This window comes from Bacillus coahuilensis m4-4, from assembly GCF_000171615.1.
Classification (GTDB): Bacteria; Bacillota; Bacilli; order Bacillales; family Bacillaceae_K; genus Bacillus_T; species Bacillus_T coahuilensis.
Genome location: NZ_ABFU01000060.3, coordinates 147,765 through 164,807, shown reverse-complemented (window position 1 = coordinate 164,807; position 17,043 = coordinate 147,765). Strand labels below are relative to the sequence as shown.

Here is a 17,043-nt window from a genome sequence, read left to right as displayed (position 1 = left end):
TCTCTAGGCCTTCAACTAGCTTTGCAAGCTCTGTTTCTTCTTTTCTATAATAGTGGAAGACAGCTAAATTACATAGAGCATGAAGATTACCTGGATTTTCTCTAAAACTTCTTTTAATAATTCTCCAGCCTGCTCCATTTCGCCTAGATAAAAATGCGCCAATGCTAAATTATTGTAAGCTGACCAAAACTCTGGGTAATCAACGATGACATCGGAAAGCATTTCAATCGCTAGATGGTATTGCCCATTTTCTAATAGCTTTCTCGCTTCCTCTTGCTTGACCATAAGTTCATCCTGCTCGTACAATAGTTCCATCGCTTCTTCGTCATCGAGCTCTAACAGGTCTAGTAAGTCTTCCACTTCTTCTAAATAATCACCGTTCGGTTCTAAGTCGAGATAGCTCTTAGCATGCTGATATGCCTCTTTAAATGATCCAAGGTGCGCATAGTTATTCGCTAAGAAATAATGACATTCCAGCATATAAGGGTCTAGGCTATCCAGTACTTTCACTAATAAATCCACAGACTCTTGATAACACCCTAAATCAGTTAATACGATCGCTAATTGACACAAGATAATTGGCTCAAGAGGCTCAAGTTCTCTTGCACGTTCTAAATATTTTTTTGCCTTCTTTAAGTCCTTTCGGTTGTAGGCTGTTATTCCTTTATGGAAATAATATTCTCCAGTTGGAACAAAGGAAAGCAGTTTTCCTTTTTCCTTCATATTTGTACTTTTTTTCATCAACTAAAAGTCCTCCAAGACTGACTTAACTAATGTGTAGTATAACACAACCATAACAAGACAAAAAGAAAGGAAGAGATTATTGTGTTGGAACTTAGTGGAATCCAGCCAGTCGCTTTATCCTACTTCTTTTATCCTAATTCTCTCTATTGTAATCCTCTCCTATTTCACGTTTCATTTGTCTTCTCACTCCCGTTTCTTTTCTTAAGCGCTCTCCTTTTTCATCTATCTAACTGTGCAAGACATAGTAGTGAAACCATCCATAACAAAACAAAAAAGCTGCCCAGCACAAAAGCTAGACAACTATTCATTAGTTATTATGCCTTTCTTGCAACACACCTAACACCTCTTGAAGAGGCACCTTCTGCTCCTGAAGTAACACTAGTAAATGGAACAGAAGATCCGCTGATTCCCACTTTAACTCTTCACGGTCTCGATTCTTTGCAGCAATGATGACCTCGGCTGCCTCTTCCCCAACCTTTTTCAGGATCTTGTCTACCCCTTTTTCGAATAAGTAAGTAGTATACGCTCCCTCAGGCATTGTTTCCTCACGGCTTTTAATAACGTTTTGTAAAGTTGATAAAATAGAAAAGGCTTCATTTTCTTCAGAAACACGATTTTCTATACTATTCTCATAAATTTTCTCATCAAAACAGCTTCTGGCTCCCGTATGACAGGCTGGACCATTCGGCTCTACTAACACAACCAGTGCATCCCGATCACAGTCTTTTTTGATTTCAACCACTCGCTGGGTATTCCCGCTTGTTGCTCCTTTATGCCAAAGCTCATTTCTTGAGCGACTGTAGAACCACGTCTCACCCGATTCCATCGTTTTCTCTAGCGATTCTTCAGACATATAGGCTAAGGTTAACACTTCCCTCGTACGAACATCCTGGACTACGGCAGGAACGAGTCCTTTTTCATCAAACACAACCTCTTTGTTCATCGAACTCTGACCCCTTCCTCTTGTAAATATGATTTCACTTCGGCCACACTTGTTTCCTTATAGTGAAAAATACTTGCAGCAAGAGCAGCATCAGCTTTTGCATGTATGAATACATCCTTAAAATCTTCCTTTTACCGGCTCCTCCGGAAGCGATAACGGGAACGGATACATGTTCAGCTACCTCTTTCGTCAACTCCAAGTGAAATCCACTTTTCTCTCCATCACGGTCCATACTAGTTAAGAGAATTTCTCCTGCTCCGAGACGTACAGCTTCTTTTGCCCACTCTAGAACAGACCATTCTGTTGGGGTTCGTCCTCCGTGCGTATATACTCTCCATGTACCTAACTGTTCATCATATTTCGCATCAATGGCCACAACGATACACTGTGTCCCAAAAAACGCGGCTCCTTCTTTTATGAGATCTGGTCGATTGACAGCCGCTGTATTGACAGAAACCTTATCCGCACCCGCTCGAAGAATCCTTTTCATGTCCTCTAATGTATAGATTCCTCCCCCTACTGTAAAAGGGATAGCTAATGTAGAAGCCACTTCTTTCACCACTTCAACCATCGTTTTACGCCCTTCATGAGAGGCAGAGATATCTAAAAAAACTAGTTCATCTGCTCCTTGTTCATCGTAAAAGGCAGCCATTTCCACAGGATCACCGGCATCTCGCAAAGAAACAAATTGCACTCCTTTCACAACACGACCATCTTTTACATCTAGGCAAGGGATAATTCGTTTGGTTAGCATGCGCCCACCTCTTCTAATGCCTCTTTAAGCGAGAATTGTTTTGTGTAGAGGGCTTTCCCTACGATGCTTCCTACAACACCAAAGGATTTCTGGGCTTTTAGAGTATGTAAATCTTTTAAAGAACTTACTCCACCTGAAGCAATGACAGACTTTCCTGTTGCCTCTGCAAGCTTCGTAACCGCTTCAACATTCGGTCCTGATAACATACCATCGGTTGCAATATCAGTAAAAATAAACGTTTCCGCCCCTATATCTGCTAATTCTTTTCCTAATTGGATAGCAGAGATTGAACTCGTTTCAAGCCAGCCGTGTGTGGCTACCATTCCATCCTTCGCATCTAGTCCAATGACGATCCGAGAGCCGAATTCCTTCACCCATTCTTTGACTAACTCAGGGGTTGAAACCGCTACACTACCAAGGATGACTCTAGTAACACCAGCGTTCAAATACATTTCAATATCTTCTTTGGTTCGAATTCCTCCCCCGACCTGAACGTTAACAGAGAGTTCCTTCGCAACTTTTATGACACTTTGAACATTGACTCCTTTTCCCTCTTTTGCTCCGTCTAGGTCTACCATATGAATCCATTCGGCCCCCTCTTTGACGAAACTAGCTGCCATGTCAAAGATAGAATCTCCATACACCGTCTCTTGATTGTAGTCACCTTGAATAAGTCGGACACATTTCCCTCCTCTCATATCAATAGCTGGAAAAATAGTAAATGACATTTATCTCAATCCCTTCTGGGCGATAGTAGTAAAGTTCTGTAACAGCTGTATTCCTAACTTTCCGCTTTTCTCTGGATGGAATTGCATGCCCATAACATTCTCTCTTCCAACAACTGCAGGCACCCTAACACCATACGTCGCAGATGCAATCAAATCTTCTTTTTTCATTCCATTAACATAAAAGGAGTGAACAAAATACACGTAGTCTTCCTGTACATTAATGGTTAGCGGAGATAGTTGTTGAAAGTCTAAGCGGTTCCATCCCATATGAGGTACCTTCAGTATTTCTCCTTGAAGCTCCATTTGAGGAATTCTTTCAACACTACCTTGTAAAAGACCAAGTCCCTTTGACTCTTCGTTTTCCTTGCTATGTTCAAATAATAATTGCATTCCTAAACAGATACCAAGTAGTGGAGTTCCTTCTTTTACACGATCTGTAATAAAACCATCTAGTCCTAACTCTTTTAATCGCTTCATTGCATCTGGGAATGCTCCTACACCTGGAAGAATAAGTCCATCTACTTGCTGCAGTTCTTCAATTGAATCAGATATTAAATAAGGAACCTCTAAACGCTGCAAGGCGCTGCTAACGGAAAACAGGTTTCCCATTCCATAATCAATGATGCCAATCACTTACAACATTCCTTTCGTAGATGGTATTCCTTTAACGCGGGGATCAATCGTTGTCGCTTCATCAAGAGCTCTCCCTAACGCTTTAAAAATCGCTTCGATCATGTGATGTGTATTATGACCGTAATGAACAATAACGTGCAAATTCATACGTGCCTCTAAAGCTAGCTTCCAAAGAAACTCATGAACGAGTTCAGTATCAAACGTTCCTACTTTTTCTTTCGGAAAATCTGCTCTAAACTCTAAGTGTGGGCGATTACTTAAATCCACCACAACTTGCGCTAGCGCTTCATCCATGGGTACAAATGAATTTCCGTATCTCTTAATCCCTTTTTTATCTCCTAAAGCGTCTTTCAAAGTCTGTCCAATGCAAATGCCAATATCCTCGGTCGTATGGTGGTCGTCCACTTCTATATCTCCCTCTGCCTGCATAGTTAAATTGAACTGACCATGCTTAGAGAATAGATCGAGCATGTGGGTTAAAAAGGGAACCCCTGTTTCTAATTCTGTAGAACCTTCCCCGTCTATCGTAAATGAAAGCTTTATATTGGTTTCATTTGTTTTACGCTCTATACTTGATTGTCTGACAACCATTCCATCCATGTTACTCTCCGTCCTCTCTAAATCTACTCTCTACCGCTCTTGCATGGGCTTCAAGACCTTCAAGACGTGCAAAAGCCGCAATTTTTTGATAGTGATCCTTTAATGCTTTTTCGCTATATTGAATGATACTAGACTTTTTAACAAAATCATCTACGTTTAACGGACTTGAAAATCGTGCCGTTCCATTCGTCGGAAGTACATGATTGGGCCCTGCGAAATAATCGCCGACAGGCTCTGAACTATAGCGTCCAATAAAGATGGCGCCAGCATTCCTCACCTTCATCGCCACGGAAAACGCATCCTCTGTCATGACTTCCAAATGCTCCGGAGCAAGCTCATCTATGACGTCTACTCCCTCTTCTATAGAAGTGACAACATAAATGGCCCCGTGGTCCCTAATCGCTTTTCTTGCGATACTCTCTCTTGGCAAGCGAGTTAACTGACTTTCTACTTCCTCCTGTACTCTAAAAGCAAGTTTTTCAGATGTTGTAACGAGAATACTGCACGCACGTGTATCATGTTCTGCTTGAGAGAGAAGATCCGCCGCTACCTCGCTCGCCACTGCGGTATCATCAGCTAAAACAACAATCTCACTTGGTCCAGCTATCATATCAATATCCACATCCCCGTAAACCGCTCGCTTTGCAAGAGCTACATATATATTCCCTGGGCCAGTAATTTTATCTACGGGTTCTATAGTTTCTGTTCCGTAAGCGAGAGCACCTATCCCCTGGGCTCCCCCTACTTTATAAATTTCTGTCACACCAGCTATTTTAGCCGCTACTAGCACACCATCTGGTAGATCACCGTTTTCATTTGGAGGTGAAACCATTACAATCCGTTTTACACCTGCTACTTTAGCGGGTATAACATTCATAAATACGGAAGAAGGATAGGCAGCCGTCCCACCAGGAACATACACACCAACGGATTCAATTGGCTGTATTTTTTGCCCAAGAACACTTCCATCAGGTGTCGTTTTAAACCAGGATTGTCGCTTTTGTTCTTCATGGAAGCTTGTTATATTTCTTGCAGCTTCTTCTAATATGTCACGTAGCTCTGGATCAAACGTGTCATACGCCTGATCTAGTTCTTCTCCTGTTACGATTAAACGGGATAAACGGACACCATCAAAACGTTCAGTGTAATCAAGCAAGGCTTCATCCTTACGCTCTTTTACACCTTGTAGAATCTCTTCCACCACTCTTTGCTGCTCATCCGTTCCACTTTCAACTGTGCGCTTAAGTGAAAGGGCCTGTTTACTTTTAATGATCTTCATGTCCGTCATCCCCTTTAAATAATGGCTCGAATTCTCTCGACCATGCTGCTTATTTCTTTCGCCTTCGTACGATAACTCACTCGGTTTACGATTAGCCTAGAGGTGACCGTTTTAATTTTTTCATACTCCACTAGCCCATTTTCTTTTAACGTGTTTCCTGTGGATACAATATCCACAATGCGGTCCGCTAAACCAATTAATGGAGCCAACTCAATGCTTCCATTCAGCTTAATAATCTCTACTTGCTCACCCTTTTCCCTGTAAAAGGAGGAGGTAACCGATGGATATTTAGTCGCAATTCTCGGTGCCACCTCATTCATAGGTGTGTTCGGTAAGCCGGCGACCGCTAAGTAGCATTCACTAATCCCTAAATCTAAAAGCTCATACACATCACGTTCTTCCTCAAGCATGACATCTTTGCCTGCAATCCCAAGATCTGCAACTCCGTGCTCTACATATGTCGCAACATCCATAGGCTTTGCTAATATAAAACGCAAATCCTCATGTGCTACCTCTACAATTAATTTTCGTGAATTGTCTAATTCATCTGGTAATTGGTAATCTGCTTTTCGAAGAAGCTCAGCTGCTTCCTCAAAGATTCTTCCCTTCGGCATGGCGATTGTCAGCATTTCTTACTTCTCCCTCCTCACATGTCCAATCAACGGAATCACTTCATCAAACGTTTCACTATACGCATCAATATCTGTCACCCCTTTAATATCTTGGAGAGTGACACATTGCCCTTTCATCCGCTTCTCATATGCAAGAGTAGCTGCTTCTCCCAATCGTTCTTGACTAAATAAAACGAGAACGCTAGATTCTTTCTCTAGTTCTTCTGTAGCTTCTACTAAATAATCAAGACGAATGCCAAATCCAGTTGCACTTGCATTTTTCCCGAATTTCTGAAGCAATTGATTGTATCTCCCACCACTTCCAACTGGAAATCCAATTCCATCAACGTATACTTCAAATAATATACCCGTGTAATAACTAACGTGGCTAACCAACCCTAAATCAAATGTAATGTTCTCACTATATCCATAGGCAAGTAATATTTGATAGAGTGAAAGTAAATCTTGTAACTCTTCTTCACCCGTTTGTCCTTTAAGCTCATCTACTAGCTGTGATAACTCGTCAGCTGTACCTTTAAAAGTTAACAGCTTAGATAAACGTTTCTTGTCTATTGTTGAAATGGATAAGGATTCTACATGTTCCTCAAATCCTACAAAATTATGTTCATATAAGTAGTGAAGAATATGTTCGCATCTTTCTTCCGTTCCAACAATTTCTCTCACTAATTCCTTTACAAAGCCTATATGTCCAATCGCCACAGTGAAATTCTTCACGCCAGCTTGCTCTAACGCTTGATTTAAAAGAGAAATAACTTCTGCGTCTGCACTAATGGTTTGATCTCCTATATATTCAATTCCTAGCTGCTCAAATTCTGCCGGCCGCCCGCCTTCACGCTGCTGTGCACGGTACACATTGGCGCTATATGCCAGACGTCTTGGAATCTTTTCTTTTAATAATTTTGACGCTGCAACTCTTGCAATCGGAGCTGTCATATCAGGTCGTAACACCAATGTATGACCTTCTGTATCTAAAAGCTTAAACATTTGCTCTTCGGGAACGGTCGAAACTTCCCCCACCGTTTCAAAGTACTCCAGTGCAGGTGTTTCTAAAAATTCATATCCATAGCTCTCTACAACTCGTTCAATGGAACGCTTTAATTTATTCTTTTTCAAGTACACACTCGGAAAGGTGTCTCTCATCCCAAGTGGCTTCTCAAACATAAACAGCTTTGTCATGACGGTCTCCTTCCCATACAAAACGTATTTTTTACTTTAGTTCGCTAATATGCTAATAAAATAAAGTTTAACAAGGATTTTATTTACAGTCAACTATTAGGTGGTCCTTGTATCTCTCCTTCCAGAGAAAGGTTTCTCATTAGGTAGACCAATCCCAAAACATACTGTACGTAAAAAAAGCCCAGCAAATACGCTAGACTTTTCACTTCCCATATATTTCATCATCCTGCCATCTTGCAGCAAGCTCTTCTTTTGTATAAATGATCCTCATTGGATTTCCTCCGACAAATGCTCCTGCTGGAACATCTTTATGAACCAGGGTCCCAGCTGACACAATGGCCCCGTCTCCAATAGTCACACCAGGCAAAATGGTGGTGTTGGCCCCAATCATAACCTCACTACCTATCTTGACTTCTCCTAGTCGGTATTCTCGAATCAAATATTCATGAGCTAAAATAGTGGTATTGTATCCAATCACCGTATTCGTTCCTACAGATATCTTTTCAGGAAACATCACATCTAGCATAACCATCAGAGCAAATGAAGTTTTGTCTCCAACCTTCATCCCCAACAATGTGCGGTACAACCAATTTTTCACGTTCAAAAAAGGAGTATATCTTGCCGTTTGAATCACAATAAAATTTTTCACTACTTTTAAAAAAGGCACGGTTTTGTACACGTGCCATAACGAGTTCGCTCCTTTGACGGGATGGCGTTCTGTTTTTCTCATATTATCTCACCTCTAAAATACGCAACAGATCCTTCATTTCTTCTAGCATATAATCTGGGTGAAATTGCATTAAATGCTCTCTACCTTTGGTCGACCAGGCAACGGCGGCCGTTTTTGTTCCTGCATTTTGACCAGCTTCAATATCATGATGGTTATCTCCAATCATAATACTTTCGATAGGCTCAGAACCTAATGCTTGAAGTGCTTTAAAAACGGGTTCTGGATCTGGCTTTGCTTTCGTCACATCATCGTAACCGATGATTACATCAAAATACTGATCAAGACCGGTTAACTTTAACCCTTTTACAACCGAATCATGTAGCTTTGTTGATACAATAGCCATTTTATATCCTTGACTATGAAGCGCCACGACGGTTTCTTTGACTCCAACAAACTCTTTCACAAGCTCATCGTGATGCTCTAAATTATACTCACGATAATGAGCAATCATTTCGTCTACCTTTTCAGAATTCAACTCGCCAAAGCTTTCGTCAAGAGGCGGACCCATAAAAGGTAACACCGTCTCTCTTGTATATTGTCCTGGATAATAGTGCTCTAATGTATGAAGAAAAGATGATATGATTAGTTCGTTTGTATCAATAAGTGTTCCATCTAAATCAAATAATACAGTGTTAATCGTCATTGTTGTAAAACTTCTTCCCTTCTTTTTGTAACTTCTACACGGTTCCAAATAAAAGCAATGATCATAGTTAGGAGAATCGCTGTTATGATTCTAAAAAGGAGCAAGGGAATGACGGGTATGCCAAGCGGGATAAATATTAACGTATCTTCCACTACAGCATGACACGCAATTAAAAAGATAAAGGCTAAAGTAACATCCTTTTTACTAACCCCATCTTCTTTAACTGCTTGAATCATAACACCAGCACCATAAGCAAGGCCCATCGTTAACCCAGCCACCATGGTAGTGGATGTGTTTTCTTTCATCCCAAGCATTCTCATCACCGGAGCCATCCAGCGTGAAAACGTAGCAATATACCCACGGTCCTTTAAGATTTGATTCATCACCATAAGCGGAATGACAATCATCGCTAATTGCGCTACTCCAAATCCAGCTTTTGTAAGTCCTTCCACAAATATAGCTCCAAAGCCTATTAATTCTTCGGCAGGAGGCGGAGCCATGCCGTACTTAGCTATCTCACTCCCTCCACTCCACACCAGGTTAATGAGAATCGCAGAGATTACGGCTAAACCGATACGAATGAGTAAAATCACCCAGATTTTTAAGCCAATCCCAGCAGCAACAGAAGACTCCACTAAAAGGTTATGACAAAAAGACAGCATAACGGCTAGGATAAATACTTCTTTTACTGTAAATTCAAACGATAATATGGCCCCAATCGCAGCATATAAGTTTAAGAAGTTTCCAAACACTAAAGGAATGGCAGCATCCCCCGGTAATCCTAACACACTCATCAACGGTTCAATCCTTTTGATGACCCAAGTAAGTAGGGGCGTATAGTGTAAAAGAGTGACAATCAATGTAATAGGAAAAATAATTCTTCCTAACTTCCATGTCGTCTGTAACCCTACTTGTAGCCCCTTCTTTAGTGTTTCGACCATGTTTACACTCCCCCTGATGCTAGACACTAATGTCTGTATACTGCGCTTTCGCTTTCATCCCAAATCGACGGTAAATCACAATAGCCACAGCAACCAACACCAGCACAATGGAAATCACCTGAGCGATACGCAATGTTTCTGTTAGCATTAAGCTATCAGTTCGTAGTCCTTCAATGAAGTATCTACCGACGGAGTACCAAATAACATAGGATAAGAAAATTTCACCGCGCTTTGGATTTACTTTACGGAGAAGTAACAAGAGAACAAGACCAAGAATATTCCAAAGAGATTCGTATAAAAATGTAGGATGATAATACACGCCATTGATATTCATTTGATCTATAATAAATTCAGGAAGGTATAATCCTTCTAAAAACTCTCGTGTAACAGGACCCCCATGGGCTTCTTGGTTCATAAAGTTCCCCCAGCGACCAATCGCCTGACCTACTAAAAGACTCGGTGCAGCGATATCCGCTAAAACCCAAAAAGAGACTTTTTTCAATTTCGCGAATACGATCGTGGTGATAACGGCCCCAATTAATGCTCCGTGAATAGCTATACCACCATTCCAAATCTTAATAATATCTCCAGGATTTTGAGCATAATAGTCCCACTCAAACACCACATAGTAAATTCTAGCTGAGATAATGGCGATAGGTATGGCATACAGCAACAAATCTGAGAATATATCTGGGTCTAACCCAAGACGTTTTGACTCTCGTATCGCAAGCATTAATGCTAATACAATTCCAACACCAATGATGACTCCATACCAATGTATTTGAATGGGTCCAAGTTCTAGTGCAATCGGATTTATTGGTTTCACTCACATTCCCTACTTTCTAGTATCTTTTTCTTATTTTAAAGGATCTATTGAATCTTCCCTTACTTTTGTCTCATCTGTAATGGCGCCTGCCAGTCTTTCTTGGAATTGCTCGGCTGCATTCACACCCATGCGTTTTAGGCGGAAATTCATGGCTGCCACTTCAATAATGACAGCTAAATTTCGACCAGGACGAACTGGCACCGTTAATTTAGGTAAATCGGTATCAATAATTCGCATCTTTTCTTCTTCAATACCTAGTCGGTCATATTGCTTTTGCTTATCCCAAATCTCTAGATTGATCACTAATGTAATACGTTTGTAGCTACGGACTGCCCCTGCGCCAAATAAAGTCATAACATTAATGATACCTAGCCCTCTGATTTCAAGTAGATGCTCGATTAATTCAGGTGAACTTCCTACTAATACATCCTCGTCTTCCTGACGAATCTCTACACAGTCATCTGCAACTAGACGGTGGCCACGCTTTACAAGTTCAAGAGCTGTTTCACTTTTACCAACCCCACTTTGACCAATAATCAAAACACCCACACCATATATGTCAACTAGAACACCATGAACAGCCGTAGTAGGGGCTAACTTACTTTCTAAGTAATTCGTTAACCTTGACGAAAATCGAGTAGTTTTACTACTTGTTCTCATCACTGGTACGGAATGTTTCTCAGACGCTTCAATGAGTTCTTCTGGAACCTCAAGGCCACGAGAAATACAAATACCAGGGGTCTCATCTGTACAAAGCTTCTCCATACGCACTTCTTTTTCTAGTGGACTTAGCTTTTCCAAAAAGCTTAATTCCGTTTTTCCTAGTAATTGAATACGCTCACTTGGGTAATAGTCAAAGAATCCGGCAATCTCTAGACCCGGTCGAGAGATATCTGTCGTTGTAATCGGACGGTGCAACCCTTCCTCTCCACTAATTAGTTCTAAATTAAAATGCTCTAACAAATCCTGTGTTCGGACCTTAACCATCTCGGTCACTCCTTTATGTACGTTCAATAAAATGCTCTTATATTCCTTATGCTCATCTATTGTAGCATTTATTCTACTAGCGAAACTACTATTCACTTTTATACGGCAAAAAATTTACAATTTAATAAGAATAACATCGGGGGATTTATTTTATATGTGTGTAGGTGCTTGGTGGAAATGTGGTGAATACTACTTCGTTTGGCTGGACAGAGCTTCCATGGCGCGGGGTTGATGAGGATTTAGAATGGGGTGAGCATTGCGTTCGCTGCACGGGGATTTTTGGGATTGGGAATGAGGTAGTATGCAACCTTCCTCGCTGCGCGCGGGGCTCTTGACGACCCGAAACGAGCTCTTCTGCACCGAGCCCTTGTTACTCCGCTCAAATAACCTCTAACAGTCCATAAAGAAAAAGCCCTATGATCTCCTATACAAAAAAACACCATCCCATCTGGAATGGTGTCCTCCTTAATCTCGCTTTTTATTCCGAATGATGAAATTTTGAATAATTATGTTCGCAATGGATAATATGACTGCAGCTAAAAGCGCCATTCCAAAGCTACTGATTTCAAATGAACTTCCTACAATCGCATCTGTTAACAGAAGGGTGATAGCATTAATGACAAACAGGAAAAGCCCTAAGCTTAATATCGTAACAGGTAATGTGAAAATAATAAGAATCGGCCGAACGATCCCGTTTAATAATGAAAGGACAAAACTTGCAAGAATTGCAGCGGTAAAGCCTTCAATTTCAAATCCTTCTAAATAGCCATCTAAGGCTAAAAAAAGTATGGCATTGACGAAAATACTGATTAACCAATTCAACTAGTGTATCCCCCTAACCCGATTTCTTATTTATTCCCCATTTTTCTGAACTGTAACCGATCCTGTTTTCGCATCCGCAAGAATGTAGGTTGGTGTTTCAGCAAGACCCTTTTTTGAAAACTGGATCTGCTTTTGAACCATTTCATTCACGTTTTCTAGAACGGACACATCTGGTAGTTCTAAATGAAGGGCACCCAAATTTGATTTTAATTCCCCTTCTAGAGTAGCTTCTTTGGGTACAGATACAAACACATTACCAGTAACAGTTTTGGCATGCACTGTTTTTGTCTGATAATCCTTTAAAATAACTTCAATATTACCATTAAGAGACTGCGTATCTACCTTATAAAACTCCCCAGATAAAAGAATTTTACCATTAATGTTCTCTGCATCAATTTCCATTACTTTCGCTTCATGGACTATGATCTCACCATTTGCTGTTTCTGCTTCTAATTTACCTATACGAAGATGGTCTAATTGAATCTTGCCGTTTGCTGTTTTACACTCTATCTTTTTGGCTTCTAAGCTATTTCCACTAAATCCACCATTGAAAAGACGAACCTTTACTCGATTCATGAGCTTTCTAGGAACATACACTGTTACATCTGTTTTCATCCACTTAAATTGTGTACTGAATCTAAGGTTACCGTCCTCAATGGAGTAGTCCGTATACTTTAAAAAAGTAGTACGAGCTTCTTGTTCCTCTTCCGTACGATATACCTTTACCGCACATTCAATTCGAACATCCCCGTGATCCCAAGGTGTGATTTTGACATTTCCATAGGTTATATCAAACTCTAAATTATCCACGTCTATATCACTATGGTGAAAAACATGGGACAAGGAAACATGTTTTCCAAATTGAAAATCAAAGTCAAAATCTTTAATTTTGGTCATTGCTTTTTCTATAAACTCTACTAGCTTTTCCTTAGTGGAAGAGAAAGAATGTCCTTTTGACCCTGTGTGCTGTTGTTCATCTTTCACAACGGTGACGAGTTCTTTTAACATGTCTTCTTCTTTTTGATTGGCCTTCTTTTCTTCTTTATCCAATGTTTCTAATAGAAGTAAGGCTTCTTGAGAAGAGAGTGTTCCATTTTCCACCATCTCTAAAATCTTTTTTCGTTCTTCTTGCATGGTACGGCCTCCTTCTAGTCCTTTTCAATAGACATGCCCATTGTTTCTAGATAGGGAAGACAGCCTCTCCTGTAATCAGTGAGGCCCCTAGTTCTTCAAGAGTACTGAAACGTGCTTTTATAACAGAACTTTAATTCCTTTATACACGTTCCAAATCGTGATCACAAGGCCTAGAAGGGCTGCAAGAGCAATCCCAACAATGAAGAATACAGGAATAGATTCCCCGCCCGTTCCTGCTAAAATACTAATGTCACCAATGACTCCAATAATAATGAAAACAACCCCTAAGAATGGAATCAGATGAGATACAAGTGCACCCGTAGCATGTCGCTTAACCTTTTTATCCTGTGAAATTAACAATACAATTAATGGAAAAATAAATCCTGCAAAGAAAATACTAAAATAGCAAAGACTCGAAATTACTTTATTACTCTCCATCATTCATCACTCCTTTCTATTATTTACGACTTACCATAAAAACGTTTCATATTTCTAGTGTATAACGAAGAAAGATTTTCTTTCCATATTCTCACCATAATTTTAAAAATCTTTTACATGAAAAATCATACCCCCAGGTACAGTAGTTCCTGAGGGTATGAGTATCTTATTAGTGATGGGTAATTTCTTTACGCTCTTCAAGTTGTTGAAGACGCTTTTTCATGCGCTCACGATCTCGTTCTAGGATGGGCTTTAAGTACTTACCAGTATAGGAACCTGTCGTTTCAGCTACCACTTCTGGCGTACCCTTGGCAACAATTTGTCCACCTTTATCTCCACCTTCTGGCCCTAGGTCTAAGAGATAATCTGCTGCCTTAATGACATCCAGATTATGCTCAATCACAAGAACCGTATCACCATTCTCAACTAAACGCTGTAAAACAATCAGCAGGCGAGAAATATCATCTACATGAAGTCCTGTTGTTGGCTCATCTAGAATATAAAGCGAACGTCCAGTTGACCTTCTGTGTAGTTCAGATGCAAGCTTCACACGCTGAGCCTCTCCTCCTGACAGAGTGGTGGCAGGCTGACCTAGCGTAATGTATCCTAATCCAACATCAACAATCGTTTGGAGTTTACGATGTATTTTCGGAATGTTTTCAAAGAAAACAACGGCATCTTCTACGGTCATTTCTAGAATGTCTGCAATATTTTTTCCTTTATAAAGGACTTCTAGGGTTTCACGGTTATAACGCTTCCCGTGGCATATTTCACATGGAACATATACGTCTGGTAGGAAGTGCATTTCAATTTTAATAATTCCGTCACCACGACACGCCTCACAGCGTCCCCCCTTCACGTTAAAGGAGAAACGACCTTTCTTGTAGCCTCGAACCTTCGCTTCATTTGTTGTCGCGAATACATCACGAATATCATCAAACACTCCTGTGTACGTTGCTGGATTGGAACGTGGTGTTCGTCCAATCGGAGACTGATCTATATCAATGACTTTGTCTAAATATTCGATCCCTTTAATTTCTTTATGCTCGCCTGGTTTAGTCTTTGCTTTGTGAAGCTTGCTTGCCAGGGTTTTATGAAGCACTTCATTGACTAAAGTACTTTTACCAGAGCCTGATACACCCGTAACAGCAATAAACATACCTAACGGAATTTTCGCTTTGACGTTTCTAAGATTATTTTCTTTCGCTCCAATAATTTCAAGGTACCGACCATCAGGTGTTCTTCGTTCAAGAGGAAGAGGGATAAATTTTTCTCCCGACAAGTATTTACCTGTTAAGCTATTAGGATCCTTCATTACTTCATCAGGAGTTCCTGCTGATATAATTTCTCCCCCGTGCACACCAGCTCCTGGTCCTACATCAATTAAATAATCTGCAGCCATCATGGTATCTTCATCATGTTCTACAACGATTAATGTATTCCCTATATCTCGCATGTTTTGAAGCGTAGAAATTAATCGGTCGTTATCACGTTGATGTAAGCCAATAGACGGCTCATCTAAAATGTACAATAGTGTGCCTTGATCCAATTTGTGTGGCTAAACGAATACGCTGCGCTTCACCACCTGAAAGCGTTCCAGCAGATCGACTTAACGTTAAGTAATCGAGTCCAACATTGACTAAAAAGCCTAATCGTTCATCAATTTCCCTTAGAATTAAACGAGCAATTTGCATATCCTTTTCACTAAGTGATAATCCTTGGAAAAATTCATTGGCTTCTTGAATAGAAAACTGTGTAACTTCACCAACATGCAGATCATTCACTTTTACAGCAAGGCTTTCACGCTTTAACCGGTGACCTTTACACGTTGGACACGGCTGCTGAGCCATATATTTCTCCATTTGTTCACGAATATAGTCAGAACTGGTTTCACGGTAACGACGCTCAACATTCCCGATAACTCCTTCAAATTGAAGATAGCTCTCACGAACTTGTCCAAAATCATTTTCATATCGAAAATAGATTTGATCCTCACCAGAACCATATAATATTTTATCCATAAATGATTTTGGAATATCTTTCACCGGAACGTCTAAGTCAATACCATAATGATTCGCAACGGCTTCTAGGAGTTGAGGATAATATTGTGAACTACTAGGTTCCCAAGGAGCAATCGCATGATTTCTTAGTGACAAATCCCAATTCGGAATAATTAGGTCTTCATCTACTTCAAGTTTAGTTCCTAATCCATCACAGCTAGGACATGCACCAAAAGGAGAGTTAAAAGAGAACATTCTCGGCTCAAGCTCACCAATAGAAAACCCACAGATTGGACATGCATGGTGCTCAGAAAAAAGGAGCTCTTCTTCCCCCATCACATCGACAATCACGTTTCCTTCAGCAAGTCTTAAAGCAGATTCTAGTGAATCTGCAAGACGAGCAGAGATTCCTTCCTTTACAACAATACGGTCAATAACGACTTCAATTGAATGTTTTTTATTTCTTTTCAAGCTCTATTTCTTCACTAAGCTCCATCATTTCACCGTTCACTCGAACCCTTACATACCCTTGTTTTTTTATGTCTTCAAGCACCTTTACATGGGTACCTTTACGACCAGAAACAATTGGGGCAAGAACCTGAAGCTTGGTTCGTTCAGGATATACTAAAATTCGATCAACCATTTGCTCAATGGTTTGGGAAGTGATTTCAATCCCATGATTTGGACAAATTGGTTTTCCGACTCGGGCATAGAGCAATCGTAAATAATCATAAATTTCGGTAACTGTTCCTACTGTTGAACGCGGGTTACGGCTTGTTGTTTTCTGATCAATGGATATTGCTGGAGATAATCCTTCAATCGTATCCACATCTGGCTTATCCATTTGCCCAAGAAATTGACGTGCATAAGCAGAAAGGGATTCAACATATCTTCGTTGACCCTCTGCATAAATGGTGTCAAAAGCTAAGGAAGATTTCCCAGAACCAGATAGACCTGTCAAAACCACTAACTGATTACGGGGAATGGTTACATCTACATTTTTAAGGTTATGAGCTCTCGCTCCTTTACAATA

At 40.4% G+C, this 17,043-nt stretch carries 16 protein-coding genes and 2 pseudogenes; all 18 read right to left on the bottom strand.

The window, feature by feature from the left end:
- Positions 1–63: 63 nt before the first annotated feature.
- Positions 64–741 (bottom strand): tetratricopeptide repeat protein, encoded by a 678-nt coding sequence (locus M44_RS29595; protein WP_010175257.1) that lies wholly within the window; start codon positions 739–741, stop codon positions 64–66.
- A gap of 310 nt (positions 742–1,051) precedes the next feature.
- Positions 1,052–1,687, bottom strand: a complete 636-nt coding sequence (gene hisIE / locus M44_RS16110) for a bifunctional phosphoribosyl-AMP cyclohydrolase/phosphoribosyl-ATP diphosphatase HisIE (RefSeq protein WP_010175256.1) — start codon at positions 1,685–1,687, stop codon at positions 1,052–1,054.
- A pseudogene (hisF, locus tag M44_RS23845) lies at positions 1,684–2,441 on the bottom strand (imidazole glycerol phosphate synthase subunit HisF). The gene hisIE and the pseudogene hisF overlap by 4 nt, the downstream one beginning before the upstream one ends.
- Entirely contained in the window at positions 2,435–3,169 is a 735-nt protein-coding gene (gene hisA, locus M44_RS16100) for a 1-(5-phosphoribosyl)-5-[(5-phosphoribosylamino)methylideneamino]imidazole-4-carboxamide isomerase (protein WP_010175248.1), read from the bottom strand. Before hisA ends, hisF begins: the two are co-directional and overlap by 7 nt.
- Entirely contained in the window at positions 3,170–3,802 is a 633-nt protein-coding gene (gene hisH, locus M44_RS16095; RefSeq protein ID WP_010175247.1) for an imidazole glycerol phosphate synthase subunit HisH, read from the bottom strand. It abuts the gene before it with no gap.
- Positions 3,803–4,393 (bottom strand): imidazoleglycerol-phosphate dehydratase HisB, encoded by a 591-nt coding sequence (gene hisB / locus M44_RS16090; protein ID WP_040365495.1) that lies wholly within the window; start codon positions 4,391–4,393, stop codon positions 3,803–3,805. It lies immediately after the preceding gene.
- 10 nt (positions 4,394–4,403) lie between these two features.
- A complete protein-coding gene (gene hisD / locus M44_RS16085) occupies positions 4,404–5,681 on the bottom strand; it encodes a histidinol dehydrogenase (RefSeq protein ID WP_010175245.1) in 1,278 nt (425 codons plus the stop codon).
- 14 nt (positions 5,682–5,695) lie between these two features.
- Positions 5,696–6,310, bottom strand: a complete 615-nt coding sequence (gene hisG, locus M44_RS16080; RefSeq protein WP_010175244.1) for an ATP phosphoribosyltransferase — start codon at positions 6,308–6,310, stop codon at positions 5,696–5,698.
- Between the two features lie 3 nt (positions 6,311–6,313).
- Complete coding sequence (locus M44_RS16075; RefSeq protein ID WP_010175243.1) at positions 6,314–7,489, bottom strand: ATP phosphoribosyltransferase regulatory subunit; 1,176 nt, start codon at positions 7,487–7,489, stop codon at positions 6,314–6,316.
- Positions 7,490–7,691: 202 nt separating this feature from the next.
- Positions 7,692–8,219, bottom strand: coding sequence for an acyltransferase (locus tag M44_RS16070; RefSeq protein WP_010175241.1), 528 nt, complete (start codon positions 8,217–8,219; stop codon positions 7,692–7,694).
- A gap of 1 nt (position 8,220) precedes the next feature.
- The gene (gene ppaX / locus M44_RS16065; RefSeq protein ID WP_010175240.1) at positions 8,221–8,862 is read right to left on the bottom strand and encodes a pyrophosphatase PpaX; all 642 of its coding nucleotides are present in this window, start codon (positions 8,860–8,862) and stop codon (positions 8,221–8,223) included.
- Positions 8,859–9,803 (bottom strand): nucleoside recognition domain-containing protein, encoded by a 945-nt coding sequence (locus M44_RS16060; protein WP_010175239.1) that lies wholly within the window; start codon positions 9,801–9,803, stop codon positions 8,859–8,861. Before M44_RS16060 ends, ppaX begins: the two co-directional genes overlap by 4 nt.
- A 19-nt stretch (positions 9,804–9,822) precedes the next feature.
- Positions 9,823–10,629 (bottom strand): prolipoprotein diacylglyceryl transferase, encoded by an 807-nt coding sequence (gene lgt, locus M44_RS16055; RefSeq protein ID WP_010175238.1) that lies wholly within the window; start codon positions 10,627–10,629, stop codon positions 9,823–9,825.
- Between the two features lie 30 nt (positions 10,630–10,659).
- Complete coding sequence (gene hprK / locus M44_RS23840; RefSeq protein ID WP_010175235.1) at positions 10,660–11,616, bottom strand: HPr(Ser) kinase/phosphatase; 957 nt, start codon at positions 11,614–11,616, stop codon at positions 10,660–10,662.
- Positions 11,617–12,081: 465 nt separating this feature from the next.
- The gene (locus M44_RS16045) at positions 12,082–12,438 is read right to left on the bottom strand and encodes a phage holin family protein (protein ID WP_010175233.1); all 357 of its coding nucleotides are present in this window, start codon (positions 12,436–12,438) and stop codon (positions 12,082–12,084) included.
- A gap of 30 nt (positions 12,439–12,468) precedes the next feature.
- Entirely contained in the window at positions 12,469–13,572 is a 1,104-nt protein-coding gene (locus M44_RS16040; RefSeq protein ID WP_010175231.1) for a DUF4097 family beta strand repeat-containing protein, read from the bottom strand.
- 117 nt (positions 13,573–13,689) lie between these two features.
- Positions 13,690–14,013, bottom strand: a complete 324-nt coding sequence (locus M44_RS16035) for a magnetosome magnetite crystal formation protein family (RefSeq protein WP_237705313.1) — start codon at positions 14,011–14,013, stop codon at positions 13,690–13,692.
- A 166-nt stretch (positions 14,014–14,179) separates the two neighbouring features.
- Positions 14,180–17,037, bottom strand: a pseudogene (gene uvrA, locus M44_RS23835) (excinuclease ABC subunit UvrA); the annotation flags it as partial.
- Between the last annotated feature and the right edge of the window lie 6 nt (positions 17,038–17,043).